We start from the raw sequence: 23,003 nt of genomic DNA on the forward strand, positions 1-23,003 counted from the left end.
CCCTCACCCATGATCCTTGGCCGGGCCGATCTGGCGCGCGAGCGCTTCGACCTCGGTGTGCGATTCCAGAAAGGCGTCGAGCGCCTCTGTGACGATCTGTTGCGCCGAACGATTGGTCACCGCCGATGCGAGGCGCAGCCGCAAATGGCGGTCGGTATCGAGTCGCAGCGTAAAAGCGGCCTTGATGTTTTTCGCAGGAGCCGCGCGCGCAACGCGGCTCGGCTTCGCCTTGGGCGGCGGCGTCGGAGCGGCCTGAGCGATCTGCTCGTCCAATGCTTCGATCTGGCGCAGCACCACCGGCTTTTCGACCCGAGCGGCAACCGGGGGTTCTTCGCCCATGTCGTTCCAGCCCAGATCGTCCTGCGTGGTGCCATGCGTCATCCCGACGAACCCTTGCGGGCGCATCGCGGGCTTGGCCTGGCCCTTGCGCGCGAGCAGGCTGGACGAAAGGGATGCCATCGGCTTCGAACTACCGATCATCAGCTCACCACCCGGCGGCCGAAGCCGCCTGCCGGGCGCGTTGCGCCAAAGTGCGTGTGGACCGCGGCAGGAGCCGCGAACACGGTGCGCCGGAAATTCTTCTCGAGCCGATCGGAGATATACGACCAGAGCGCAACGACTTCGCCGGCTGAGCGGCTGTTGGAATCGATTTCCATCACGGTGCGCCCGTCGATCATCGACGATGCGAAATCGGTGCGGTGATGGATCGTGACCGGAGCGACCGTGCCATGCTGCGAGAGCGCGACGGCGGCTTCCGCGGTGATCCGCGCCTTGGGCGTGGCGGCGTTGACCACGAAGATCAGCGGCTTGCCCGCGCGGTCGCACAAATCGACCGTGGCGCCCACGGCGCGCAGGTCGTGCGGGCTGGGCCGCGTCGGGATGACGATCAGTTCGGCTACCTGGATCACGCTCTGGATCGCCATGGTGATGGCTGGCGGGGTATCGATCACCGCCAGCTTGAAGCCTTGCTGCCGCAACACTTCCAGATCGGCGGCAAGCCGCGCGACCGTGGTTTGCGCAAAGGCGGGGAGCTGCGTTTCGCGCTCGTTCCACCAATCGGAAAGCGAGCCCTGCGGATCGATGTCGATGAGCACGACCGGACCGCAGCCCGCGCGCTCCGCCTGAACGGCAAGATGCCCGGACAGGGTCGTCTTGCCCGACCCACCTTTCTGCGATGCCATCGCCAGAACCCGCATGTACCCCCTCGAATATTACTCGAACCCAGGGCTGGGATGCCACGCCGTCTCTCAAGAAGAAGTTAACGCGTGCCGCTGCGGGACGAAGCGCCTGCGCGCCGAAAGTAAGGATTTCTTTCCCTTCGAGTGGTTAACTGGCACTTATCCATTGTTGCGGGGGCGCAGGAGTTGGGTGGGATGAGGTCTCTTTGGTTGGCTGCGGCCGCCGTTACGATGTTGCTGGCTCCGCTGGCCGTTGCGCAGGACAACGTCGTCAAGGCCGGAGTCGATGCGTGGGAGCGCGGCGATTTCAAGGGCGCGGTGGATCGCTGGCGCCCGTCCGCGAACCAGGGCAACGCCGATGCGCAGTTCAATCTGGGCCAGGCTTATAAGCTCGGCCGCGGCGTGCCGGCGGACCTCAAGCAAGCCGAAAGCTGGTATGGCAAGGCCGCGTGGCAGGGGCACGAACAGGCCGAAGCCAGCTATGGCCTGGCCCTTTTCGCGAACGGCAAGCGCAGTGAAGCGCTCACCTGGCTTCAGCGCGCCGTCCAGCGCGGCGATCCGCGCGCGCAATACGTGCTCGGCACGATGTATTTCAACGGCGATGTGGTCGCCAAGGATTGGGTGCGCGCCTATGCGCTGGTCACCCGCTCGTCGCAGACGGGATTGAACGAAGCTTCGACCGCGCTGGCGCAGATGGACAAATATATGTCCCTGCAGGAGCGCCGCGAAGGGCTGACGCTGGCGCGTAAATATGAGGAAGAATTCAATCGCGCGCCCTCGCCCGATCTACCGCCCGTCCGAGTGGCCACGAACAATCCGCCGGTAACCCAGCCCCCGGCGCGCCCAACCCCACGGCCTGCGCCCGTCGCAGCGGCGAGGCCGTCCGTAGCCGTGCCGGCGCGCGACGGGGGCTGGCGTCTCCAGCTCGGCGCATTCGGCGATCCGAACAATGCGCGCAAGCTCTGGGGACAGGTCGGCGGCCGCTTCCCGGGGCGCCAGGTTTCCTATGTGAAGACCGGCAGCCTCACCAAAGTGCTGGTCGGCCCCTTCGCGAGCCGGGCGGAAGCCGCAGGGGCATGCGGCGGGGTCAGCCCCTGCGTGCCCACCAGGTGACGTCAGCGGGCCGGGCAGGAAGCGATACGGAGGCGCAACGAAACCTCTCCTCCTTCGTTGGAGCTTGATGATCAAAGCTATATTGTCTGCGGCGCTGGCCTCCAGCGCGTTGGTTGCGTGCCCCGCTCTCGCCCAATCCGACGTTGCGGGCGAAAAGGAGCCGCTGCGCGTCCGGGTCGGGCTGGGCGCCCAGGTCGTGCCGAGATTTCCGGGCTCCGAGGACATCACGATCAGTCCCTATTGGGACTTCGCAATGACCCGCGGTTCCAAGCCGTTCGATTACGAAGCGACGGACGACAGCTTCGGCTTCCCGCTGATCCGTGCGTCCGGCTTCGAGGTGGGGCCGGCGGTCAGCTTTGAAAGCAGTCGTCGCCGCAAGCATGTGGGGGCGCAAGTCGATGAGATCGGCGCTACGATCGAGGCCGGGGGCTTCGTCCAGTTCTGGCTCTCCGATTCCTTCCGCATCCGCGCTGAAGGTCGCAAGGGCATCGGCGGGCATCGCAGCCTGGTCGGATCGTTCGGCGCGGACTTCGTCGCACGCGACGGCGACAAATATGTCTTCTCGATCGGCCCGCGCGTCTCGCTTTCCGACCGCGATTATCAAGCCGCCTATTTCGGCGTGAACCCCGGCGAAGCCGCGCGCACGGGCCTCCCCGTCCATCGCCCCGGCAGCGGCGTCCACGCTGTCGGCGTCACGAGCGGCATGACCTATTCGCTCAACGAGCGTTGGGGCCTGGTCGGCTATGTGAAATACGACCGGCTGGTGCGCGACGCCGCTCGCTCCCCCTTCATCCGCGCCTTCGGCAAGCGCGACCAGATTTCCGGCGGGCTGGGGCTGACCTACACGTTCGGGCGGCAGCGCTAGGCTGCGCCCTCCGTGGCCCACTCCGAGCGTGGTATCCCCTGCGCGTAAAGCAAGGTCGTCAGATCGGTATAATCCACGCGCGCGCCCGCCGCCGCGGCAACGATTGGCTTGGCGCGATAGGCGACCCCCAGCCCCGCCTGCCGGATCATGGCGAGATCGTTTGCCCCGTCGCCCACGGCTAAAGTCTGTTCGGGGGCAAGGCCGAGTTCGGCGCGGCAGTCGAGCAGCGTATTCTCCTTTGTCGCGCTATCCACGATCGGCTTGGTGACCGTCCCCGTAAGCTTGCCCGCGTCGATCTCCAGCACGTTCGCAATCACGCGCTCAAAGCCCAGCATGCGGCCCACCGGCTCGGCGAACCGCGTAAAGCCACCCGAGACCAGCACCGTCAGCGCCCCCCGCGCGCGCATCGTCTTCACCAGCGTCTCCGCCCCCGGGGACAGCCGCACGCGCTCGGCCAGGCAGCAGTCGATCGCGCTTTCCTCCAGCCCCTTGAGGAGCGCCACTCGCGCATCCAGCGCCGCGCCGAAATCCAGCTCGCCGCGCATCGCGCGTTCGGTCACCTCGGCGATCTGCGCCTTGATCCCCGCATAATCAGCCAGCTCGTCGATGCATTCGACGGTAATCATCGTGGAATCCATGTCCGCGACGAGCAACGTCTTCTCGCGCCCCGCTTCGGGCTGGACGATCACATCCAACGTGATGCCGAACCCATGCCCACCTCCTGCGATAGCTCCGATGCGTTGGGTCATTGCATTTGCGAGCGACGCACAATCCTCCCGACCAAAACCGGACGCCGGTTCAAACAGAAAGTCGGCCGCGTACCCTTCATCGATGAAGTCTGCGCTGACCAACTTTCCTGCCGCACACTCCGTATCAAACTCGTGAATCGCATCAGACAGGAGCGAGGCATTCAAGGTGCCGTCTGCTATAAGCGTCGCGATGAACAAGTACGTTGCCTTTCCGAGCGATATTCCAACCTCCGCTCACCCTGAGCTTGTCGAAGGGCCCTTCGACAAGCTCAGGGTGAGCGGGAGAGAGTAGTGACCGTTGCTCTCCCCAAGGTCGCGCTAATCGCAGGGCCGACCGCAAGCGGCAAGTCCGCGCTCGCGCTGGCGCTCGCCGAAAAGCACGACGGCACGATCATCAATGCCGATTCGATGCAGGTCTATGCCGATCTGCGCATCCTCACCGCCCGCCCCTCCCACGAGGAGGAAGCCCGGGTTCCGCATCGGCTGTTCGGCCATATCGACGGCGCCGAGGCCAGTTCCGCCGCACGCTGGGCCACCGAAGCGCGCGGAGCCATCCACGAAGCTCATGCCGCGGGCCGCTTGCCGATCCTGGTAGGCGGCACCGGGCTCTATATGCGCACGCTCCTCGACGGCATCGCCCCCGTCCCCGAGATCGAGCCGCACATCCGCGCCGAAGTCCGCGCCACTCCCGTCGCGGATGCCCATGCCCAGCTCGCCCGGCTCGATCCGCACGGCGCGACCAGGCTCGGCATCAACGACAGCGCCCGCGTCGCCCGCGCGCTCGAAGTGGTCCGCTCAACCGGCCGTCCGCTGCACGAATGGCAGAACGAGCGCACCGGCGGGATCGGCCGCGAGATCAGCCTGGCGGCGATGATCTTGCTGCCCGACCGCGACTGGCTCGGAGAGCGCATCGACCGCCGCTTCGCCTGGATGGCCGATGCCGCGAGTGGCGAAGTCGCGGCCCTGCTCGCGCGCGCGGATATCCCCGCCGACGCCCCCGTGCTCCGCGCTATAGGCGTCGCCGAGCTCGGCCCAATGCTGCGCGGTGAAATCGACTCCCAAAAGGCCATCGCCACCGGCTCCCTGGTCACGCGCCAATATGCCAAGCGCCAATACACATGGTTCCGCCGTCAACCGCCGCCACTCTGGCACCGCACTGGAGAGATAGAAACAAACGCCTTGGTGCATTATTTTGAAACTAAATGTCTTATATAGAGCTTGACGTAACATTTTCGTGCGACTAGCAGCGCCCTTCGGGCAATGCTATGTCGCGTTGCAGCAAGGGAGGAATACGTGACCGAGAAGAGCGGAGCAGACATCCTGATCGAGGCGCTGTGCGATCTCGGCGTGGAGGTCGTGTTCGGCTATCCCGGCGGCGCGGTGCTCCCGATCTACGATGCGCTCTTCAAGCAAGACCGCATCCGCCACATCCTCGTCCGCCACGAACAAGCCGCGACGCATGCGGCAGAGGGCTATGCCCGCTCGACCGGAAAGCCAGGCGTGGTGCTCGTTACCTCCGGGCCGGGCGCGACCAATGCGGTTACCGGCATCACCGATGCGCTGATGGATTCGATTCCCATGGTCGTCATCACCGGCCAGGTGCCCACCGCGCTGATCGGCACCGATGCCTTTCAGGAGGCCGATACCGTTGGCATCACGCGGCACTGCACCAAGCATAATTACCTGGTGAAGGATCCCGCGACCCTCGGCACGATCGTGCATGAGGCCTTCCATATCGCCACGTCGGGTCGCCCGGGGCCGGTCGTCGTCGACATCCCCAAGGACGTGCAGGTCGCCACGGCGCATTATGCCGCGCCGGGCAAGATCACGCACAAAACATATCGCCCGCAGACCCAGCCCGATGCCGCGAAGATTCAGGAAGCGGTGGATATGCTCGCCGGGGCCGAGCGCCCGATCTTCTACACCGGCGGCGGGATCATCAATTCCGGCCCCGAAGCATCGCGGCTGCTTCGCGAACTCGCCACGCTCACCGGCGCGCCGGTCACCTCCACGCTGATGGGCCTGGGCGCTTTCCCGGCCTCTTCGGATCAGTGGCTCGGCATGCTCGGCATGCACGGGACGTACGAAGCCAATTGGGCAATGAACAAGGCCGATCTGATCATCTGCCTCGGCGCCCGTTTCGACGATCGCGTCACCGGCCGGCTCGATGCCTTCGCGCCGCATGCGCGCAAGGTGCATGTCGATATCGATCGCTCCAGCGTGAACAAAAATGTCCGCGTCGATCTGCCCATCATCGGCGATGTCGGCATCGCGCTGGCGCAGATGGTCGAGAGCTGGAAGACCCGCAATCACCCCAGGCCCGCTCTCTCCGAATGGTGGGGACGGATCGCGGGCTGGCGCCAGGTCGGCTGCCTGGATTTCGAGGACAAGGCCGACGTGATCATGCCCCAACAGGCGATCCGTTCGCTGTACGCGGCGACGCATGCCCGGTCGCCGATCATCACCACCGAAGTCGGCCAGCACCAGATGTGGGCCGCGCAGCATTTCGATTTCGAAGAGCCCAACAAGTGGCTGACGAGCGGGGGCCTAGGGACGATGGGCTATGGCCTGCCCGCCGCGATCGGCGCGCAGCTCGGCAATCCGGATGCGCTGGTGATCGACATCGCCGGCGAGGCGTCGATCCAGATGAACATCCAGGAGCTGGCCACCGCGACTCAATATCGCCTGCCGGTCAAGATATTCATCCTCAACAACGAATATATGGGCATGGTCCGCCAGTGGCAGGAGCTGACCTATCAGTCGCGCTATTCGGAAAGCTACAGCGACGCGCTCCCCGACTTCGTCAAATTAGGGGAGGCTTATGGCTGGAAGGGCATCCGCATCGACAAGCGCGGAGACCTGGAGGACGGCATCCAGGCGATGCTCGACCATGACGGCCCGGTGATCGTCGATTGCCGCGTGGCGAAGCTCGCCAATTGCTTCCCGATGATCCCCTCGGGCGCCGCCCACACCGAAATGATGCTCCAAGCCGCCGAAGTCTCCGGCGAAATGGACGACGAAGCCAAGGCGCTGGTGTGATGCGGCAGCCAGGAACTTTCTCCCCTCTCGCGGGGGAGAATAGCGTCGCTTGGCAGCTTTGCTGCCTAGCAAAGCTTAGTGAGGGGGGCGGCGCTTGGCGCCGCGCGCGCCAACGGCGCGCTCACCCTCTCCAACTCCGACTAGGCAGCGAGCTGCCAAGTCTCCGTATCCTCCCCCGTCAAGGGGGAGGAAGGAGCTAAAAATGCACATCAAGCAAGAACAGAGCGAGCGGCATACGCTGGCCGTGATCGTCGACAACGAGCCCGGCATCCTCGCGCGGATCGCCGGCCTGTTCACGGCGCGCGGCTATAATATCGAGAGCCTGACGGTGAGCGAGATCACCGAGGACAAGACCGTCAGCCGCATCACGATCGTGACCTCGGCATCCGATCACGTGATGGAGCAGATCCATTCGCAGCTCGAGCGCCTCGTGCCCGTCCACAAGGTGACCGATCTCACCATGCTCGGCGCCCATGTCGAGCGCGAGCTGGCGCTGGTGAAGGTCGCGGGCACGGGCGATCACCGGATCGAGGCGCTGCGCCTCGCCGAGGTCTACCGCGCGCACGTGGTCGACGCGACGATCCACAGCTTCGTCTTCGAAGTAACCGGCGGTACCGACAAGATCGACAAGTTTATCGAGCTGATGCGCGAGGTAGGCCTGGTCGAAGTCGCCCGCACCGGAATTGTAGCGATTTCACGAGGGGCCGAAGCGGCCTGAAATTTCCCTCTCCCATCGGGAGAGGGAGGGAGCCGCGAAGCGGCGGAAGGGTGAGGGCAGCTGAGCCCCTGCCCTCACCAACTCCGACTAGGCAGCAAGCTGCCAAGTCTTCGTATCCTCTCCCATAGGGAGAGGGGTAGAAAGGGAAGAACTAAAATGCGTGTCTATTACGATCGCGACGCCGATCTGAACCTGATCTCGAACAAGAAGATCGCCATCCTCGGCTATGGCTCGCAGGGCCATGCCCATGCACAGAATCTTCGCGACAGCGGCGTCAAGGAAGTCGCCATCGCCCTCCGTGAAGGCTCGGCCACCGCGAAAAAGGCCGAAGGCGCCGGCTTCAAGGTTCTCAGCAACAAGGACGCGGCCGCCTGGGCGGATATCCTGATGATCCTCGCCCCCGACGAGCATCAGGCCGCAATCTATGCCGACGATCTCCACGCCAATCTCAAGCCCGGCGCGACGATCGCCTTCGCGCACGGCCTCAACGTGCATTTCGGCCTGATCGAGCCCCGCGCCGATGTGGACGTGATCATGATCGCGCCCAAGGGCCCGGGCCACACCGTCCGCTCGGAATATGTGAAGGGCGGCGGCGTCCCCTGCCTCGTCGCGATCCACCAGGACGTTTCGGGCAACGCGCATGACGTCGCGCTGGCTTATGCCTCGGGCGTCGGCGGCGGGCGATCGGGTATCATCGAGACCAATTTCCGCGAGGAATGCGAAACCGATCTGTTCGGCGAGCAGGTCGTGCTCTGCGGCGGCATCACCCATCTGATCCAGGCGGGCTTCGAGACGCTGGTCGAGGCCGGCTATGCCCCCGAGATGGCCTATTTCGAGTGCCTTCACGAAACCAAGCTGATCGTCGATCTCCTCTATGAGGGCGGCATCGCCAACATGCGCTATTCGATCTCGAACACCGCCGAATATGGTGACATCAAGACCGGCCCGCGCATCATTACCGACGAGACGAAGGCGGAGATGAAGCGCGTCCTCGCCGACATCCAGGCGGGGCGGTTCGTGAAGGATTTCGTCCTCGACAACCGCGCCGGCCAGCCCGAGCTAAAGGCCAGCCGCAAGGCCGCGGCGGCGCATCCGATCGAGCAGGTCGGCACCGAGCTCCGCGCCATGATGCCGTGGATCGGCGCGAACAAGCTGGTCGACAAGGCGAAGAACTAGGTCTGTTTGAGTTAGGCGGCACCGGCCCGCTCCCCACCCGGCCACCCATCCAGCATGATCCTGTGGGAGTGTGGGAGCGGGCCGGTGCCGCTTCCACGAAAGTGGAACAGAGCGCCCATCGTCCCCATCGGCGCATGAGGGGCATTTCCTTGGGGCCAAGGGTCGGCCCCGCTCCATCTTCCTGTTTGACCGCCGGGATTTGCACGCCGATGCTGGAACACCCCCAACAGGAGCACTCTTCATGCGCAATCGCCTGATCCTCGCCGCCACGCTGCTCGTGGCCACTCCGCTGCTGGCGCAGGACGCACGGCAGAAGCCGGGCTCGCGGAACCCGGCGCTCGTCACGGCCGGCACCTACAGTGTCGATCCCAATCATACGCTGGTCGAATGGACCGTCGATCACCTTGGCTTCACCCCCTATTTCGGGTTGTTCGGCAGCGTTACCGGCAAGCTGGCCATCGACCCCAGGAACCCCTCCGCCGCCACGGTGGACATCACCATCCCGGTCTCGAAGGTCCTGACTGCCAACACCGCGCTGACCGGCCATTTATTGCGTGCGCCCAAGGCAGCGGACGGCAAGCCCGATTTCTTCGGTCCCACCCCTGAGGATGCGCATTTCGTCTCCACCTCGGTGATAGCGAAGGGCCAGAAGGCGAAAGTCACCGGTAATCTCACGCTCAACGGCGTCACCAAACCCGTCGTCCTCGACGTCGAGTTTTACGGTGCGGGCAAGTCCGCATCGCGATCAGGCGGCGAAAGGGAAAATCTGGGGTTCGAGGCGCGCGCGCTGATCAAGCGCAGCGAGTTCGGCCTCACCTTCCTCGTCCCCATGATCTCGGACGAAGTGGCGCTCAAGATCGCCGCGGGCTTCACCAAGGACTGAGGGGCCTTCCTGAAATCGAAACGGGCGCCCCTTTTGGGGGTGCCCGCTCGCTGTTCGCATGTCGCCCGGTTAGAACTTGAAGCGCCCGGTCACGCCATAGGTGCGCGGCATGCTCGGATAACCCGAGATGCTGCCCGCCTGCGCCACGGACGAGAAGATCGTCGAGAGATATTGGTCATTGGTCACGTTGCGGCCCCAGACCATCAGCTCGAGCCCGTTCGAGAACTGCAGCCCCGCCGAAAGGTTCAGCAGGTTGATCTCGCGCTTCGTCGTCACTGCGCCCTCGGCGATCCGCACGTTGCTGGCATGATCGAAATCACTATGCAGCAGCAGCGATAGGCCCTCGCTGAGATCCTGAGAATAGTTCACGCCCGTCGTGACCGTGAACTCGGGGATGCCCGCCGGGCGGGTGCCCGTCAGGTTGGTCGGGATCACGCCCAGCCCGCCGCTCGCCGTAGCGGGCCCGATCGCGCCGCCATTGGCGAACGAGTCATATTTCGGATCGAGATAGGTTAGCGCAAAGGTGAAGTTGAGCGCCTTGACTGGAGTAAGGCTCGCGTCGAGTTCGACACCGAACACCGATTCCTTTTCGGCGTTGAGCAGCGAGAAGCCGGTGCCGGTGAAGACGTTGCTCTGGAAGCCTTCGATCGTTTGCTTGAAGACGGCGGCGTTGAAGGCGAATTGCCGGAACTGCCCCTTGATGCCGGCTTCATAGACCTTTGCCTGTTCCGGCCCCGCGAAGCGCGAGCCCGAGGTCAAGTTGACGGTCTGGAGGTTCGCGCTGCGGATGCGGGTGAGGTCGGCGGCCGTCGGGCGGCTGTCGCGCGACAGATTGACCGAGCTCGCCTTGAAGCCGGTCGCGTAGGTCACATAGAAATTGAGGTTGTCGGTGGCCTTGTAAGCGGCGCGCAGCGTGTACGACAGATTGTCGTCATGCGTGAGGCCCGGCTCGATCGGGTTGGGCACGTTGAAGAAGGGCGGCAGGAATTGCAGCGCGCGCAGCCCGGCCAGTGGGTTCGCCGCCGGGTTGTTCTGGTTTGCGTTGGCATTGGCCTGGGCGCCCGCCGAGATCGCTACGAACGTAGGATTGGTGGCGGGGTTGCTGGCGAAAGCTGTGATTTCCGCCGACGTCGCGGAACGTCCAAGCCCGAGGGCTCCGCCCACTAGCTGCGCCAGCCCGCCCTGGAACAGCAACTGGTTGCGGAAGGGCGCATATTGCGGCGCGTCGAAATTGATCCCGGCGAACACGTCGGTGCTGACCACGTTGGTCGAGAAGGTCTTACGGTCGTCGGTATAGTTCAGGCCGCCGGTCAGCGTCAGCCGGTCGGTGACTTCGAAATCGACGGTGCCGAAGAGCGAGAAGGAGCGGTCGTTGAGGCGATATGCCTCGTTCAGCCCATCCCCGCGGCGGAAAAATGCGTTCTGGTAGCGTGTCGGCGCGCCTTCGAGCGCGCCGAAGGTGTTCTCCAGAAGCACGACGTTCAGTGCGTTTCCGCTCGCCCCGCGGATCAGCTGGTCGCCATAGGGGCGAAAGGAGGCGCCGAAGTTGATCTGGTTGGCCTGGCGGATCCGCTCGTCGAAATAGAAGCCGCCGAGCAGGAAGTTGACCGGGCCGTCAAAGTCGGAGGCGAGGCGCAGTTCCTGGGTGAAGGTCCCGATATCGAGCTGCTGGGCATTGTGTCCAACCAGGTCGGCGCTGGTGAAATCCGAATCCTGATCGGTGTTGGATTTGACCTTGCGATATGCGGTGATCGAAGTGATGTTCAGCGCGTCGCTGAGCGTAAAGTTGATTTCACCGGAGCCCCCGTAATTCTCGATCTTGTTGCTTGACAGGATGTTGTTGTAGATCCGGTACGAGAACGGGTTCGCCCGATCGAGATTACCCCCCAGTGCGCCGATGATGGCGCCCGTCGGGCCGTTGATCACGTTGACCACGGCGCAGCAATTCTCGTCGATCTTGTCGTAATCGCCGATCAGCCGGACGCTGAAGTCCGAATTGGGCTCGAAAAGCAATTGCCCGCGCACGCCATAGCGGTTGCGGTTGTTGACGTCGCGGTTCAGCGCGACATCGCGGACATAGCCGTCACGCGTGTTGTAATTCGCGCCCAGGCTGAACGCGACTGTCTTGCTGAGCGGGCCGGTTACGCTCGCCTTTGCCACGATCGCATTATAATTGCCGTACGAGGCTTCCACGTTGCCGCCAAACTCGAAGCTCGGCCGCGCAGTGACGATGCTGATGATGCCCGCCGACGCATTCTTGCCGAAGAGTGTCGATTGCGGGCCGCGAAGCACTTCGACACGCTGCAGATTGGGCAGATCGGCGATCTGCGCCGCCGAGCGCGAACGATAGACGCCGTCGATGAACACGCCGACCGAAGGCTCGATGCCCGCATTGTTCGCGCCGTTGCCGAAGCCGCGGATGATGAAGTTGGTGTTGGCCGAGGATTGCAGCTGCGAGACGCGCAGCGACGGCACGACGGTCTGCAAGTCGATCAGGTCGCGGATTTGCGCGCGCTCGATCGTCTCCCTGTTGGTGACGGTCACTGCGATCGGCGTGTCGAGCAACGTCGTCTCGCGCTTGGTCGCCGTGACGACGATAGTGGCGGAATCCTCGTCGTTTTGTTCAGCGGTGGCGTCGGTCTGCGTGGATGCATCCTGCGCCATGGCCGGCGTCGCCAGAAAGAGCGTGAGTGCGGTTGCGGCGAGCAGTTCGAGCTTCTTCATGGGATGAGTCCCCCTCCTCCGGTCCGCCCCGGCTGATATCCGGTGACGGCGTTGCTTTTATTACCCACGCAACTAACGCTGCATTTTTATGCCCGTCAACGGGAATGCAGCGCGGAACTCCTCGGTTTTGCGCCGTTTTTCCCGGTGCGGTACAGAATGGCAACACTCGGGACTCCGGGAAGTCCCGGTTGCCGTAGCGTAAACCTGGATCAAGGTTGGGAGAGACAGACGATGACGGAAACCCAGGCGCAGCTCGAAGACGGCGATATCGTCGCGCCTCCCGCGAAGATCGCGGTGCCCGCCCATGTCTCGGACGCGATCCGCACGTTGATCCGCTGGACAGGCGACGATCCGGCTCGCGAAGGGCTGGTCGATACGCCGGAGCGCGTCGCACGGGCCTGGAAGGAATATTGCGCCGGCTATGCCGAGGACCCGGCGCACCACTTGAGCCGCGTCTTCGAGGAAGTCGGCGGATATGACGAGATCGTGATGCTCAAGGAAATACCCTTCCAGTCGCATTGCGAGCACCACATGGCGCCCATCATCGGCACCGCGTGCATCGCCTATCTGCCGCGCGATCACGTCGTCGGCATCTCGAAGCTCGCCCGTGTGCTCCATGCCTATGCCCGCCGCCTCCAGGTTCAGGAGCGGCTGACCGCCGAAGTCGCCGATTGCATCTGGGACAATCTGAAGCCGCTCGGCGTCGCAGTGGTGATCCGCGCCACGCACGCCTGCATGACGGCGCGGGGCGTCCGCACACCCGGCGTGAAGATGGCCACCAGCCGGATGATGGGAGTGTTCCGCGAGGATGAGCGCAGCCGCAAGGAAGTGCTCGCGCTGATGGGCTTCTGATGCGGATACTGATCACCGGCGCTGCGCGGCGGATCGGCGCGGGCATTGCCCGCCGCCTCGCGCTGCGCGGCCATCCGGTGGCGATCCACCACCATCACGCCGCCGAGGATGCCGAGGCGCTGTGCCGCGCGATCATGGAATCAGGCGGCCGCGCATCGGTGCTTCAGGGCGAGCTGGCCGATCCGGCGACAGCCCCGGCGCTTATCGCCGCGGCGCGCGATGCGCTGGGCGGCCCCATCGGCGGCCTGGTCAACAATGCATCGCAATTCGCCTTCGATGCGCTGCCGCTCACCGATTTCACGCTGCTCGATCAGCATATGCGAATCAACCTGGGCGCGCCCATCGCACTCGCATCGGCGCTCGCCGCGCAGGAGGATCTGGACGAAGGGGCAGTGGTAAACCTGCTCGATCAGAAAGTCGCCAATCTCAACCCCGATTTCCTCACCTACACGCTCAGCAAGTCTGCCCTCGCCGCCGCCACCGAACTGCTCGCTCGCGGCCTGGCTCCGCGCATCCGCGTCAACGCCGTCTCCCCCGGCCTGACGCTCCCTAGCCTGGATCAGACCGCCGAGGAATTTTCGCGGCATGCCCGACAGAACCTGCTTCAGCGCCCCGTCGCGCTCGACGACATCGCCGCCACTGTCGAGCATCTGCTCACGTGCAGCAGCATCACCGGGCAGAACGTGTTCGTCGATTGCGGCCAGCGCTTCCTGCCGCGAGAGGGCGATGTGATGTTCGAAGGACGCGAGCGCCCGGATGGCTGAGTATACGATCCTGCTCGAAGGGCTCGAAGTGGCGATGGGCCTGGGCATCCACCCGCATGAGCGCGCCGCGCCGCAACGCATCCGAATCGATGTCGCGATGGCCTGCGCCTATCCCGAGCCGCCGGGGGACCGGATAGAGGCAGTGGTCGATTATGATTTCCTGCGAGAGCAGATTCATGCCCTGGTGAAATCCCGCCATTTCGAGTTGCAGGAGACGCTTTGCGACCAGGTCGCGGCGCTTGCTCTAGCCGACCGCCGGGTCGCGCGAGTCCGCGTCCGATCGATGAAGCTCGATATCTATCCAGATGCGCGGATCGGCTGCGAGGTGGTTCGGTCGGGCTGACCGCCCGGCGCCCCTCCGGCGCTTAACGGCGGAGCAGCATGGCCAGCCGGGCGGCCATCAGCGTCGCGATGAACTTTAAGGGGAATGTCGGATATATGGGAACGTCGCCCGGAAGCGGCTCCTCTCCCCTCTTCTCCTTGGTGAATATCCGCATCTGCAGGGGCGGCGCATCCTCGCCAAAACGGGCGCGATAGATCGAGAACCAATGCCCTTTGGTGAAATCGAGGTACATTGCCGTGTTGCAGCAGCTGGCGACCACCCGCCGGGTCGGCGACGCCTCGTCCAGCCTGTGATCGCGCAGCGATTCGCTGCCCCTCACCGTCTGGACACGGTCCTTTCGAAACAGGAGATAGGGGGTTCCCCCATGCGCGTCGCGGAAGGCGCGCGCATCATCGAGCGCCTCGATCTGCTCGCCACCTTTCTGGCAATCGCCGCAATAACAGGCAGCGCCCAGGATCGGGGCGCCCATCACGGCGAGTGCCACGCTCCCGCATGCGCATTGGATCGTCACTAAGCCCATTATTCCCCCTTCCCCGCCCGGTTCGCCGCGCTCAGCACAGCACGCACCGAAGCCGTGGCGATATCGGCGTCGATCCCGGCGCCGAACAGGGTGCGCCCGTCATCGGTGCGGCATTCGACATAGGCCGCGGCCTGCGCGTCCGAGCCGTGGCCGATCGCATGCTCGCTATAATCGACAACGTCGAGCGTGGGGCCGGTGGTGCCGGCCAGCGCATCGATCACGCCCGAGATCAAGCCGTTGCCGCGCCCGGAGATCGAACGGACCTGCCCGTCCACTGCGATCCGCCCCACGAACACCCGGCTGCCTACCGCACCGGTCTCCTCGTAATCGACCAGGGCGATCCGCGCGTCCTCCCCCGGCAAATACACCCGCTCGAACAATGCGCCGATGTCGGCGGCGTTGAGCTCGCGGCTGGTCTCGTCGGCCAGCGCCTGGACGTAGCGCGAAAAGTCGGCCTGCATCCGCTTGGGCAACTTCAGTCCGCGGTCCTGCTCGAGCACCCAGGCGACGCCGCCCTTGCCCGATTGCGAATTCACGCGGATCACCGCCTCGTAATCGCGCCCCAGATCCTTGGGATCGATCGGCAGATAGGGCACATCCCAGATCTGGTCGTTGCGCGCTTGCTGTGAAGCGAAGCCCTTCTTGATGGCGTCCTGATGGCTGCCCGAAAAGGCCGTGAACACCAGTTCTCCGGCATAAGGATGCCGCGGATGAACGGGCAGCTGGTTGCAATATTCGACAGTGTTGATCACTGAATCGATGTCGGAGAAATCCAGGCCCGGATCAATGCCTTGGGTGTACATGTTCAAAGCGACTGTAACGAGATCGACGTTTCCCGTCCGCTCGCCATTCCCGAACAGGCAGCCTTCGACGCGGTCCGCCCCAGCCAGCAGCCCCAGTTCGGTCGCCGCCACGCCCGTGCCGCGGTCGTTGTGCGTATGCAGGCTGATCACCACGCTCTCACGATTGCGGATGTTGCGCCCGAACCATTCGATCTGGTCGGCATAGACATTCGGCGTAGCGCATTCGACCGTCGCCGGCAGATTGAGGATGATCGGCCGCTCGGGCGTCGGCCGCAGCACTTCCATCACCGCTTCGCAAACCTCGACCGAGAAATCCAGTTCGGCGGTCGAGAAGGTCTCGGGGCTATATTCGAAATGCCATTCGGTATCGGGCTGCTTGGCGGCCTCGTCGCGCATCACCTTGGCCCCCGCGACCGCGACTTCGCGTATCTCGTCGCGGCTCATCCCGAAAACGATGCGCCGCCATGCAGGCGAGACCGCATTGTAGAGGTGCACGATCGCCCGCTCCGCGCCGCGCAGGCTGGCGAAGCTCGTCTCTATCAGGTCCTGCCGCGATTGAGTGAGCACCTGGACGATCACGTCGCTGGGCACCTTCCCCTCGCGCACCAATCCGGAGATGAAATCGAATTCGGTCGCCCCCGCGCTCGGAAAGCCGACTTCGATCTCCTTGATCCCCACCCGGCAGAGCAATTCGAAGAAGCGCGTCTTCTTCTCCCCATCCATCGGATCGATCAGCGCCTGGTTGCCGTCGCGCATGTCAGTCGATAGCCAACGCGGCGCATAGGTGATGGTTTGGCCCGGCCATCGGCGGTCGGGCAAGTCGATTTGCGGAAACGGTCGGTATTTGACGCTGGGGTCGCGCAGCATGGGCTCAACTCTCGGATAAAGCGGTCGGTAAAGGTCAAAGGCCCTTAGGGACGCGCGCGCAGCGACACAGCCCTAAGGGCGGATAAGTCGCAGTCCGAGAAGCGCGGTGGCCGTCATGATGCGCACAGTCATGCCCCGCGCATCGCCGCTTGTCCACCGCTTCGGCGCGCAGGAAATCTTAAGCCCAGCCCTGTAGCGGCTTTAGCGAGCGAAGCGGCTAGGGATTCGAATATGTTACAGCTCGTATATGTGAGCAGCGCAAATCGCCGCGAAGCGCCTGACCCCGCCAGCATCCTGGCCGTCTCCCGCGGCAACAATCGCCGGGACGGCATCACCGGCATGCTCTATTCAGACGGCACCCGGTTCCTCCAGGTGCTCGAAGGCCCCGACGAGAGGGTCGAAGCTGCCTACGCCCGCATCCAGGCCGATCCGCGCCATCGCGCCATCGTCATTCTATCCCGCCGGGCTATCGACGCGCGCGAGTTCGGCGAATGGGAGATGGCGCATCATGCGCCCGGCGGCGACGCCGACGCCTTTATCGAACGTATCGCGGAGCTCGCCGCCAATGCATCGAGCGACATCCGCGCAACCTTCGAAGGCTTCGCGAAGGTGCGCCGCGCCGCCTGAACCCGCTTAGTGGGCGTTGGCGGTCTCGTTTTCCGCGGCAGGAGCCGCCTCGGTCTCGGGGGTCTCGCTCGGCCTGGGGCTCGGCGTCGCGACGATCTCCGCAACGGGAGGCGCCTCGGCATAATTGGTGCCCGTGGTTCCGCCACCGCCGCACGCGGCCAGCATCAGCAATCCGCCCAGCACCAGCACTCGCATCGTTCGCCTCCCCCAATCCGCCTGGCCATGCGATAGCACGGCTCCAGCGTCGCTCCTACCGTGCGAAAAGCGCCTCTCCTTGGGCTCTGCGGAAAAGTCTCGCTGGACAGACGCGCGATACCAAGATCAAAGGGCGTCAGGTACGTGCATCGGAAGCCAATCCGCAATATGTCTTGCGGAGCGACAGCGGCGGGAGAGCGCCGCAATAGCCGTCTGCGCTTACCAAGCTATAGCCCGGAAACGGGCACGAACAGGAGATGATAATATGGCCGAGACCAAAGCACGCGGCGGCATCGCCAAGCCCGTCACCCCCTCGCCCGAGCTGGCGAAGATCACCGGTTCGGCCGCGCTGCCGCGCAGCGAAGTGGTGAGCAAGATGTGGGCCTACATCAAGAAGAACAACCTCCAAAACCCTGCAAACAAGCGGGAAATTCTGGCTGACGACACGCTCAAGCCGATCTTCGGCGTGGACAAGTGCACCATGTTCGAAATGAACAAGCACCTCTCCAAGCATATGAAGTGATGTCCCGGCCGGCGTGATGCCGGCTTGGGCTTTGCCGAAACCGCGGGGCGGGTCTCGAAAGGGACCCGCCCCGCTCGTTTGGCGCCGCCGCCCGGCGCGACTCAGCGGTCGGCGACGACCTGAATGCGCAGGATTCGCCCGTCGCGCCCGCCATCCGCACCCGATTCCTCGATCTCGAAACGAGTCGCATCGGCTGAAACCACTGTCTGGGGCCGCGATCCCGGCTGTTTTTCCACAGCAATTTTCGCACCCCGCAAGCAAGCAGCGATCCGCGTGCTCACGCTTTTCTGCGTGATTTCGGCGGGCAGCCGGCTTTGCTGGCAGAAAAAGCCCTCGCCGCCGGGGAAGCACCCGTGCGCGAGCAGCATCGGCTTGAAGTCTTCCTCTCGCAGCGACTGGAACGCAAAGGGCTCGCGTGCGGCCTGGGTCAATCGCTGGACATCGCTGCAAAACGGGTCGGCGAGCGCGATCAGGGCAAGGGCGGCGGCGACGGCAGACATGGCATGCTTTCAAAATCCGGGGTGGTCACCTTAACGCACCACTGGCATTGCCGGGTCCTGAACGGAGGACCCATGGCCGAACGCTTTGAACGCCACCGCCAACCCTGGCGGCAGGACGAGATCCAGAAGCTCCATACGCTCGCCAAAAAGGGCATGCCCTTGCGCGGCATCGCCAAGGCGCTCACTCGCAGCGAGGAATCGGTAAAGGAACGCGCCAAGCTGGATGGGCTGGGCATCGCCAAGCTGCATTGAACTAAAACCGCTCATGCTGAGCTTGTCGAAGCACTCTTCTTTCTCCATCGCTCGAAGCGAGCAAAACCCTTCGACAAGCTCAGGGTGAGCGGAGTTTAGTCCCTGTCCCAGCCCACCCCCTACGACGCCATCATCCTCGGCGCAGGCGCCGCCGGCCTGATGTGCGCCCTCACCGCCGGCCAGCGCGGCCGCCGGGTGCTGCTGATCGATCATGCGGACCAGGTGGGCAAGAAAATCCTTATCTCGGGCGGCGGGCGCTGCAACTTCACCAACATTCACACCGCGCCCGATCGCTACATTTCCGCTAACCCGCATTTCGCCAAATCGGCGCTCGGCCGCTACACCGCCCAGGACTTCCTCGACCTGGTGGAGCGCCACCACATCGCCTGGCACGAAAAGACCCTCGGCCAGCTTTTCTGCGACGGCTCCGCGCGGCAGATCGTGGATATGCTGCTGAAGGAATGCGCGGCCGGCGACGTGGATATCTGGCTAGGCCGCCCCGCGACCGTCGAACACTCCGATGCCCGCTACAGCATCGCCTGCGGCGCTCGCACCGCCGAAGCCCCCGCCCTCGTCATCGCCACCGGCGGCCCCTCCATCCCCAGGATGGGCGCGACCGGCTTTGCCTATGATCTCGCCCGCAGCCTCGGCCTAAAGATCATCGAGCCCCGCCCCGCCTTGGTGCCGCTGACCCTCAGCGGCGAGCAGGCATTGTTCAGCGAACTGTCAGGCGTCGCCACGGACGTGATCGCCCGCGCCGGTAAGGCAGCGTTCCGCGAAGCCGCGCTCTTCACCCACCGCGGCCTCTCCGGCCCCGCGATCCTCCAAATCTCCAGCTATTGGCAGCATGGCGAAGCGATCCACATCGATTTCCTCCCCGATGCGGGGGCCGGCTGGCTCACCCAAGCCAAGCGCAACCGCCCTCGCGTCACTCTTCGCAAGCTGCTGGGCGATGCCCTGCCCGATCGCCTCGCCGCCGCGCTCGCGGAGCAACTGGCGCTGCCCGGCGAACTCCAGAACCACTCTGATCGCGCCCTAGCCGCCGCCCAGGCCCGCCTAGCCGCCTGGAGCTTCACCCCCAACGGCACCGAAGGCTATGCCAAGGCCGAAGTCACCATCGGCGGCATATCCACCGCCGAGTTAAGCTCCCAGACGATGGAAGCCCGCAAGGTCCCCGGCCTCTACGCGATCGGCGAAGCGGTGGACGTCACCGGCTGGCTCGGCGGCTATAATTTCCAGTGGGCCTGGGCCAGCGGTTGGGCGGCGGGGCAGGCGGTTTAGAACGCTACAGCTTACGACCCGATCGTGGACATTCCTTCATCCGGCCGCCAAGCTGGGAAGGCGCCGTTCACCACGGCGGGCATGCTCGGAGGTATCGTGGCAAACGCATTTTCCCATGGCACGGTCCACGAAGCCGGTGACGACCTTCAGGCGGCAATACGGTCGGACCCCGAAATCCTTGCGCTGTGGGAAAGCCTGACGCCGCTCGGCAGGAATGAGTTCATCTGCTGGGTCGATGACGCGAAGCAGCCAAAGACGCGCCACCGTCGCATCGAGCGAACCCGTGAAGAACTGCTGGAGGGAAAGAAGCGCCCCTGCTGCTGGGCGGGCTGCATCCACCGCACCGACAAGGCGCCAAGCCCATGGCAACAGGCCGTGCTGATCGATCAGAAGGCGAAGCGGCAGTAGTTCCTCCCCGTCACCCCGAGTTCGACCCGGGGTTCCGCTTCCTTCTCGCCAAGAAGGGGATCCGCCCTGCACTGTAGGACTCCCCCTGCTTGGCTGAGCCTTCAGCATCGCCCGCTTGCTCTTTGAACCATCCATCCCCCCGTTCGTCACCCGACCGATAATTTCCTGTCCCACGCAACTTTCGATCACGATTCGCGGGAAAAGTGCGAGGCCAAGCCGCCACGTTCCCTACATTAAGCTTGCCCTTTTCCCCCCTCGCGCCCATTTGCACCGCTCATGCCATTTTCGCACCTCCCCCCGCTTCTCGCCGAAGCGCTCGCCGCGCGTGGCTATGCCTCGCCCACGCCTGTCCAGGCCCATGTCATCGAGCCGGAGGCGCTGGGCCGCGACCTCATCGTCTCGGCGCAGACCGGATCGGGCAAGACCGTCGCCTTCGGCCTTGCAATGGCCGGCCAGCTCCTCGGGGAGGACAGCCGCGTCGTCGCGAGCCGCGAGCCGTTGGCGCTGATCATCGCGCCGACCCGCGAACTGGCGCTCCAGGTCAGCCGCGAGCTAATGTGGCTTTATGGCCAGGCCGGCGCGCGCATCGCCACCTGCGTCGGGGGGATGGACGCCAGCAAGGAGCGCCGCCAGCTCAATTTCGGCGCACACATCGTCGTCGGGACGCCGGGGCGGCTGCGCGACCATCTGGAGCGTGGCGCGCTCGACCTTTCGGCGCTCCGCGTCGCGGTGCTGGATGAGGCCGATGAGATGCTCGACATGGGCTTTCGCGATGATCTCGAGCACATTCTCGATGCTTCGCCCAGCGAGCGCCGCACGCTGCTTTTCTCGGCGACGATGCCCAAGCCGATCGTCGCGCTCGCCAGGCGCTACCAGCGCGACGCGCTGCGCATCTCGACCGTGGGCGAGGATCGCGGGCACGGCGACATCCAGTATCAGTGCGTCACCGTCAGCCCCTCGGAAATCGAGCATGCGGTGATCAACCTGCTGCGCTTCCACGAGGCCGAGACGGCGATCCTGTTCTGCGCCACGCGCGACAATGTCCGCCACTTGCACGCCACGTTGGTCGAGCGCGGCTTCTCCGCCGTGGCGCTGTCAGGTGAGCACAGCCAGAGCGAGCGCAACCAGGCGCTGCAAGCGCTGCGCGACCGCCGCGCCCGCGTCTGCGTCGCGACCGACGTTGCCGCGCGCGGCATCGATTTGCCCAGCGTCACGCTCGTCGTCCATGTCGAACTGCCACGCGACGCCGAAGCGCTCCAGCATCGCTCCGGCCGCACGGGGCGCGCGGGCAAGAAGGGCACCGCCGTGCTCATCGTTCCCTTCCCGCGCCGGCGCCGCGTCGAATCCATGCTCAAGGGCGCGCGGATCGAGGCCCAGTGGATCGATCCCCCCAGCGCCGAATCGATCCGGATCAATGATCGCGAGCGGCTGATCGCCACGATGCTCGAGCCGGTGGAGATCGACGATGAGGATCGCGCGCTGGCCGAGCGCCTGATGGCCGAGAAGCCGCCCGAGGATATCGCGGCCCTGCTGGTCCGCGCCCACCGCGCGGCGATGCCGCAGCCCGAGGAGCTGATGCAGCAGACCCCGGAGACGCGCCGCGCCGCGCAGCAGGAGAAGCATCGTCCCGGCTTCGAGGACGTGGTCTGGTTCCGCATGGATATCGGCCGCCGCCAGAATGCCGATGCGCGTTGGATCCTGCCGCTGATCTGCCGCCGCGGGCATCTCACCAAGAACGAGATCGGCGCGATCCGCATCGCCCAGAACGAAACCATGTTCCAGATTCCGCGAGCGGTGGCCGCCAAGTTCGCCGCCGCCGTCGCGCGTACCGCCGATGCCGATGGGGAGGATGAATCGGGCGTGCGCTTCGAAGCCGCCGAGCAGGGCCCGGTCGATGCCGCCCGCCCCGCCGCTCGCCCGACGCTCCATCGCAGCACGGCGCCGCCTAGTGACGGACCGCGTCCCAATCGCGCCGGCCCGCCGCGCGGGCCCCATATGGGCCGTCCCATGCCGCGCCATCAGGCCAAGCCATATCAAAAGGGCCCGCCCAAGGGACCCAGGGGCCCCAAGCCGCAACGATGAGCGCTGGGGTTAGCGCCGGTATCCGCATCCTGGTCGATGCCGACGCCTGCCCGGTGAAGGACGAGATCTACAAGGTCGCGTGGCGGCACGAACTGCCCGTGGTGATCGTCAGCAACTCCTGGCTGCGCGTGCCCCAGCATCCACTGGTCAGCCGCCAGGTGGTGAGCGACGGCTTCGACGCCGCGGACGATTGGATCGTAGAGCAAGCCGATAGCCGGTCGGTAGTGATAACCGCCGATATCCTGCTGGCCGATCGCACGCTCAAGGCCGGCGCCGCGGTGCTCTCCCCCACCGGCAAGCCCTTCACCAGCAGCTCGATCGGATCGGCCATCGCCACCCGCGCGATCATGGCCGATCTGCGCGCTGGCGGCGATCAGCTCGGCGGCCCCGCTCCTTTCGCGGCGACCGATCGCTCCCGGTTCCTTCAAGCGCTGGATACCGCGCTGGTGGCGCTCAAGCGGCGGCCCCCTGTTCAGTTCTAAAAAAAAGACCCGCCGCGCGGGTGCGCGACGGGCCCTTCCACGTACCGAACGCCAAGGGC

The 23,003-nt window shown here is 64.9% G+C and carries 26 protein-coding genes; 18 read left to right on the plus strand and 8 right to left on the minus strand.

The window, feature by feature from the left end; translation table 11 throughout:
- Positions 1–3: 3 nt before the first annotated feature.
- Together VF617_RS13070 and VF617_RS13075 are read right to left on the minus strand one after the other, a co-directional pair.
- Positions 4–477, minus strand: coding sequence for a hypothetical protein (locus VF617_RS13070; protein WP_331015539.1), 474 nt, complete (start codon positions 475–477; stop codon positions 4–6).
- A 2-nt stretch (positions 478–479) separates the two neighbouring features.
- Positions 480–1,196 carry a ParA family protein gene (locus tag VF617_RS13075; protein ID WP_331015330.1) on the minus strand — a complete coding sequence of 239 codons (717 nt, stop codon included), beginning with the start codon at positions 1,194–1,196 and terminating at the stop codon, positions 480–482.
- Positions 1,197–1,373: 177 nt separating this feature from the next.
- On the opposite strand from VF617_RS13075, the gene VF617_RS13080 reads away from it, so the two are divergent.
- Both VF617_RS13080 and VF617_RS13085 read left to right on the plus strand, forming a co-directional pair.
- On the plus strand, positions 1,374–2,291 hold the full coding sequence (locus tag VF617_RS13080) for an SPOR domain-containing protein (RefSeq protein ID WP_331015331.1): 918 nt from the start codon (positions 1,374–1,376) through the stop codon (positions 2,289–2,291).
- A gap of 67 nt (positions 2,292–2,358) precedes the next feature.
- On the plus strand, positions 2,359–3,156 hold the full coding sequence (locus VF617_RS13085; RefSeq protein ID WP_331015332.1) for a MipA/OmpV family protein: 798 nt from the start codon (positions 2,359–2,361) through the stop codon (positions 3,154–3,156).
- Here the strand turns inward: VF617_RS13085 and serB are convergent.
- Positions 3,153–4,103 (minus strand): phosphoserine phosphatase SerB, encoded by a 951-nt coding sequence (gene serB, locus VF617_RS13090; RefSeq protein ID WP_331015333.1) that lies wholly within the window; start codon positions 4,101–4,103, stop codon positions 3,153–3,155. The genes VF617_RS13085 and serB overlap by 4 nt on opposite strands.
- 93 nt (positions 4,104–4,196) lie before the next feature.
- Here serB and miaA point away from each other — a divergent pair, with 93 nt between their 5' ends.
- The 5 genes from miaA to VF617_RS13115 all read left to right on the plus strand — a co-directional run bounded on the left by miaA (position 4,197) and on the right by VF617_RS13115 (position 9,721).
- Positions 4,197–5,120: a tRNA (adenosine(37)-N6)-dimethylallyltransferase MiaA gene (miaA, locus tag VF617_RS13095; protein ID WP_331015334.1), complete on the plus strand. Its 924-nt coding sequence runs from the start codon at positions 4,197–4,199 to the stop codon at positions 5,118–5,120.
- Between the two features lie 45 nt (positions 5,121–5,165).
- Positions 5,166–6,944 (plus strand): acetolactate synthase 3 large subunit, encoded by a 1,779-nt coding sequence (locus VF617_RS13100; RefSeq protein WP_331015335.1) that lies wholly within the window; start codon positions 5,166–5,168, stop codon positions 6,942–6,944.
- 202 nt (positions 6,945–7,146) lie between these two features.
- Positions 7,147–7,662: an acetolactate synthase small subunit gene (gene ilvN, locus VF617_RS13105; protein WP_331015336.1), complete on the plus strand. Its 516-nt coding sequence runs from the start codon at positions 7,147–7,149 to the stop codon at positions 7,660–7,662.
- Positions 7,663–7,818: 156 nt separating this feature from the next.
- On the plus strand, positions 7,819–8,838 hold the full coding sequence (gene ilvC / locus VF617_RS13110) for a ketol-acid reductoisomerase (RefSeq protein ID WP_331015337.1): 1,020 nt from the start codon (positions 7,819–7,821) through the stop codon (positions 8,836–8,838).
- 241 nt (positions 8,839–9,079) lie between these two features.
- Complete coding sequence (locus VF617_RS13115; protein ID WP_331015338.1) at positions 9,080–9,721, plus strand: YceI family protein; 642 nt, start codon at positions 9,080–9,082, stop codon at positions 9,719–9,721.
- A gap of 69 nt (positions 9,722–9,790) precedes the next feature.
- On the opposite strand, the gene VF617_RS13120 is transcribed toward VF617_RS13115, so the two are convergent.
- Positions 9,791–12,445 (minus strand): TonB-dependent receptor, encoded by a 2,655-nt coding sequence (locus VF617_RS13120; protein ID WP_331015339.1) that lies wholly within the window; start codon positions 12,443–12,445, stop codon positions 9,791–9,793.
- A gap of 231 nt (positions 12,446–12,676) precedes the next feature.
- Here VF617_RS13120 and folE point away from each other — a divergent pair, with 231 nt between their 5' ends.
- The 3 genes from folE to VF617_RS13135 are packed head-to-tail and all read left to right on the plus strand — an operon-like array spanning position 12,677 to position 14,404.
- Positions 12,677–13,297: a GTP cyclohydrolase I FolE gene (folE, locus tag VF617_RS13125; RefSeq protein WP_331015340.1), complete on the plus strand. Its 621-nt coding sequence runs from the start codon at positions 12,677–12,679 to the stop codon at positions 13,295–13,297.
- Positions 13,297–14,061: an SDR family oxidoreductase gene (locus VF617_RS13130; RefSeq protein WP_331015341.1), complete on the plus strand. Its 765-nt coding sequence runs from the start codon at positions 13,297–13,299 to the stop codon at positions 14,059–14,061. The genes folE and VF617_RS13130 overlap by 1 nt, the downstream gene beginning before the upstream one ends.
- Positions 14,054–14,404, plus strand: a complete 351-nt coding sequence (locus VF617_RS13135) for a dihydroneopterin aldolase (RefSeq protein WP_331015342.1) — start codon at positions 14,054–14,056, stop codon at positions 14,402–14,404. Before VF617_RS13130 ends, VF617_RS13135 begins: the two co-directional genes overlap by 8 nt.
- 22 nt (positions 14,405–14,426) lie before the next feature.
- On the opposite strand, the gene VF617_RS13140 is transcribed toward VF617_RS13135, so the two are convergent.
- Positions 14,427–14,924 carry a hypothetical protein gene (locus tag VF617_RS13140; RefSeq protein ID WP_331015343.1) on the minus strand — a complete coding sequence of 166 codons (498 nt, stop codon included), beginning with the start codon at positions 14,922–14,924 and terminating at the stop codon, positions 14,427–14,429.
- Positions 14,924–16,594: a 2-isopropylmalate synthase gene (gene leuA, locus VF617_RS13145; protein ID WP_331015344.1), complete on the minus strand. Its 1,671-nt coding sequence runs from the start codon at positions 16,592–16,594 to the stop codon at positions 14,924–14,926. The genes VF617_RS13140 and leuA overlap by 1 nt, the downstream gene beginning before the upstream one ends.
- Before the next feature lie 231 nt (positions 16,595–16,825).
- Between leuA and VF617_RS13150 the strand changes: the two genes are divergently transcribed.
- Positions 16,826–17,221 carry a BLUF domain-containing protein gene (locus VF617_RS13150; RefSeq protein WP_331015345.1) on the plus strand — a complete coding sequence of 132 codons (396 nt, stop codon included), beginning with the start codon at positions 16,826–16,828 and terminating at the stop codon, positions 17,219–17,221.
- A 6-nt stretch (positions 17,222–17,227) separates the two neighbouring features.
- Here VF617_RS13150 and VF617_RS13155 read toward each other — a convergent pair whose 3' ends face one another.
- A complete protein-coding gene (locus tag VF617_RS13155) occupies positions 17,228–17,416 on the minus strand; it encodes a hypothetical protein (protein ID WP_331015547.1) in 189 nt (62 codons plus the stop codon).
- Positions 17,417–17,502: 86 nt separating this feature from the next.
- Here VF617_RS13155 and VF617_RS13160 point away from each other — a divergent pair, with 86 nt between their 5' ends.
- Both VF617_RS13160 and VF617_RS13165 read left to right on the plus strand, forming a co-directional pair.
- A complete protein-coding gene (locus VF617_RS13160; RefSeq protein WP_331015540.1) occupies positions 17,503–17,625 on the plus strand; it encodes an HVA1 family protein in 123 nt (40 codons plus the stop codon).
- 56 nt (positions 17,626–17,681) lie between these two features.
- Positions 17,682–17,939: an SWIB/MDM2 domain-containing protein gene (locus tag VF617_RS13165; protein ID WP_331015346.1), complete on the plus strand. Its 258-nt coding sequence runs from the start codon at positions 17,682–17,684 to the stop codon at positions 17,937–17,939.
- A gap of 101 nt (positions 17,940–18,040) precedes the next feature.
- On the opposite strand, the gene VF617_RS13170 is transcribed toward VF617_RS13165, so the two are convergent.
- Positions 18,041–18,439 carry a hypothetical protein gene (locus VF617_RS13170; RefSeq protein WP_331015347.1) on the minus strand — a complete coding sequence of 133 codons (399 nt, stop codon included), beginning with the start codon at positions 18,437–18,439 and terminating at the stop codon, positions 18,041–18,043.
- Between the two features lie 72 nt (positions 18,440–18,511).
- Here VF617_RS13170 and VF617_RS13175 point away from each other — a divergent pair, with 72 nt between their 5' ends.
- The 5 genes from VF617_RS13175 to VF617_RS13195 all read left to right on the plus strand — a co-directional run bounded on the left by VF617_RS13175 (position 18,512) and on the right by VF617_RS13195 (position 22,944).
- A complete protein-coding gene (locus VF617_RS13175; RefSeq protein ID WP_331015348.1) occupies positions 18,512–18,691 on the plus strand; it encodes a hypothetical protein in 180 nt (59 codons plus the stop codon).
- A 159-nt stretch (positions 18,692–18,850) separates the two neighbouring features.
- Positions 18,851–19,972, plus strand: a complete 1,122-nt coding sequence (locus VF617_RS13180; RefSeq protein ID WP_414714056.1) for an NAD(P)/FAD-dependent oxidoreductase — start codon at positions 18,851–18,853, stop codon at positions 19,970–19,972.
- 96 nt (positions 19,973–20,068) lie between these two features.
- Positions 20,069–20,380 (plus strand): YdeI/OmpD-associated family protein, encoded by a 312-nt coding sequence (locus VF617_RS13185; RefSeq protein WP_331015349.1) that lies wholly within the window; start codon positions 20,069–20,071, stop codon positions 20,378–20,380.
- 276 nt (positions 20,381–20,656) lie between these two features.
- Positions 20,657–22,462 (plus strand): DEAD/DEAH box helicase, encoded by a 1,806-nt coding sequence (locus VF617_RS13190; protein WP_331015350.1) that lies wholly within the window; start codon positions 20,657–20,659, stop codon positions 22,460–22,462.
- The gene (locus VF617_RS13195; RefSeq protein WP_331015351.1) at positions 22,459–22,944 is read left to right on the plus strand and encodes a YaiI/YqxD family protein; all 486 of its coding nucleotides are present in this window, start codon (positions 22,459–22,461) and stop codon (positions 22,942–22,944) included. Before VF617_RS13190 ends, VF617_RS13195 begins: the two co-directional genes overlap by 4 nt.
- The last annotated feature ends 59 nt before the right edge of the window (positions 22,945–23,003 follow it).

The organism is Sphingomonas sp., assembly GCF_036388215.1.
Classification (GTDB): Bacteria; Pseudomonadota; Alphaproteobacteria; order Sphingomonadales; family Sphingomonadaceae; genus Sphingomonas.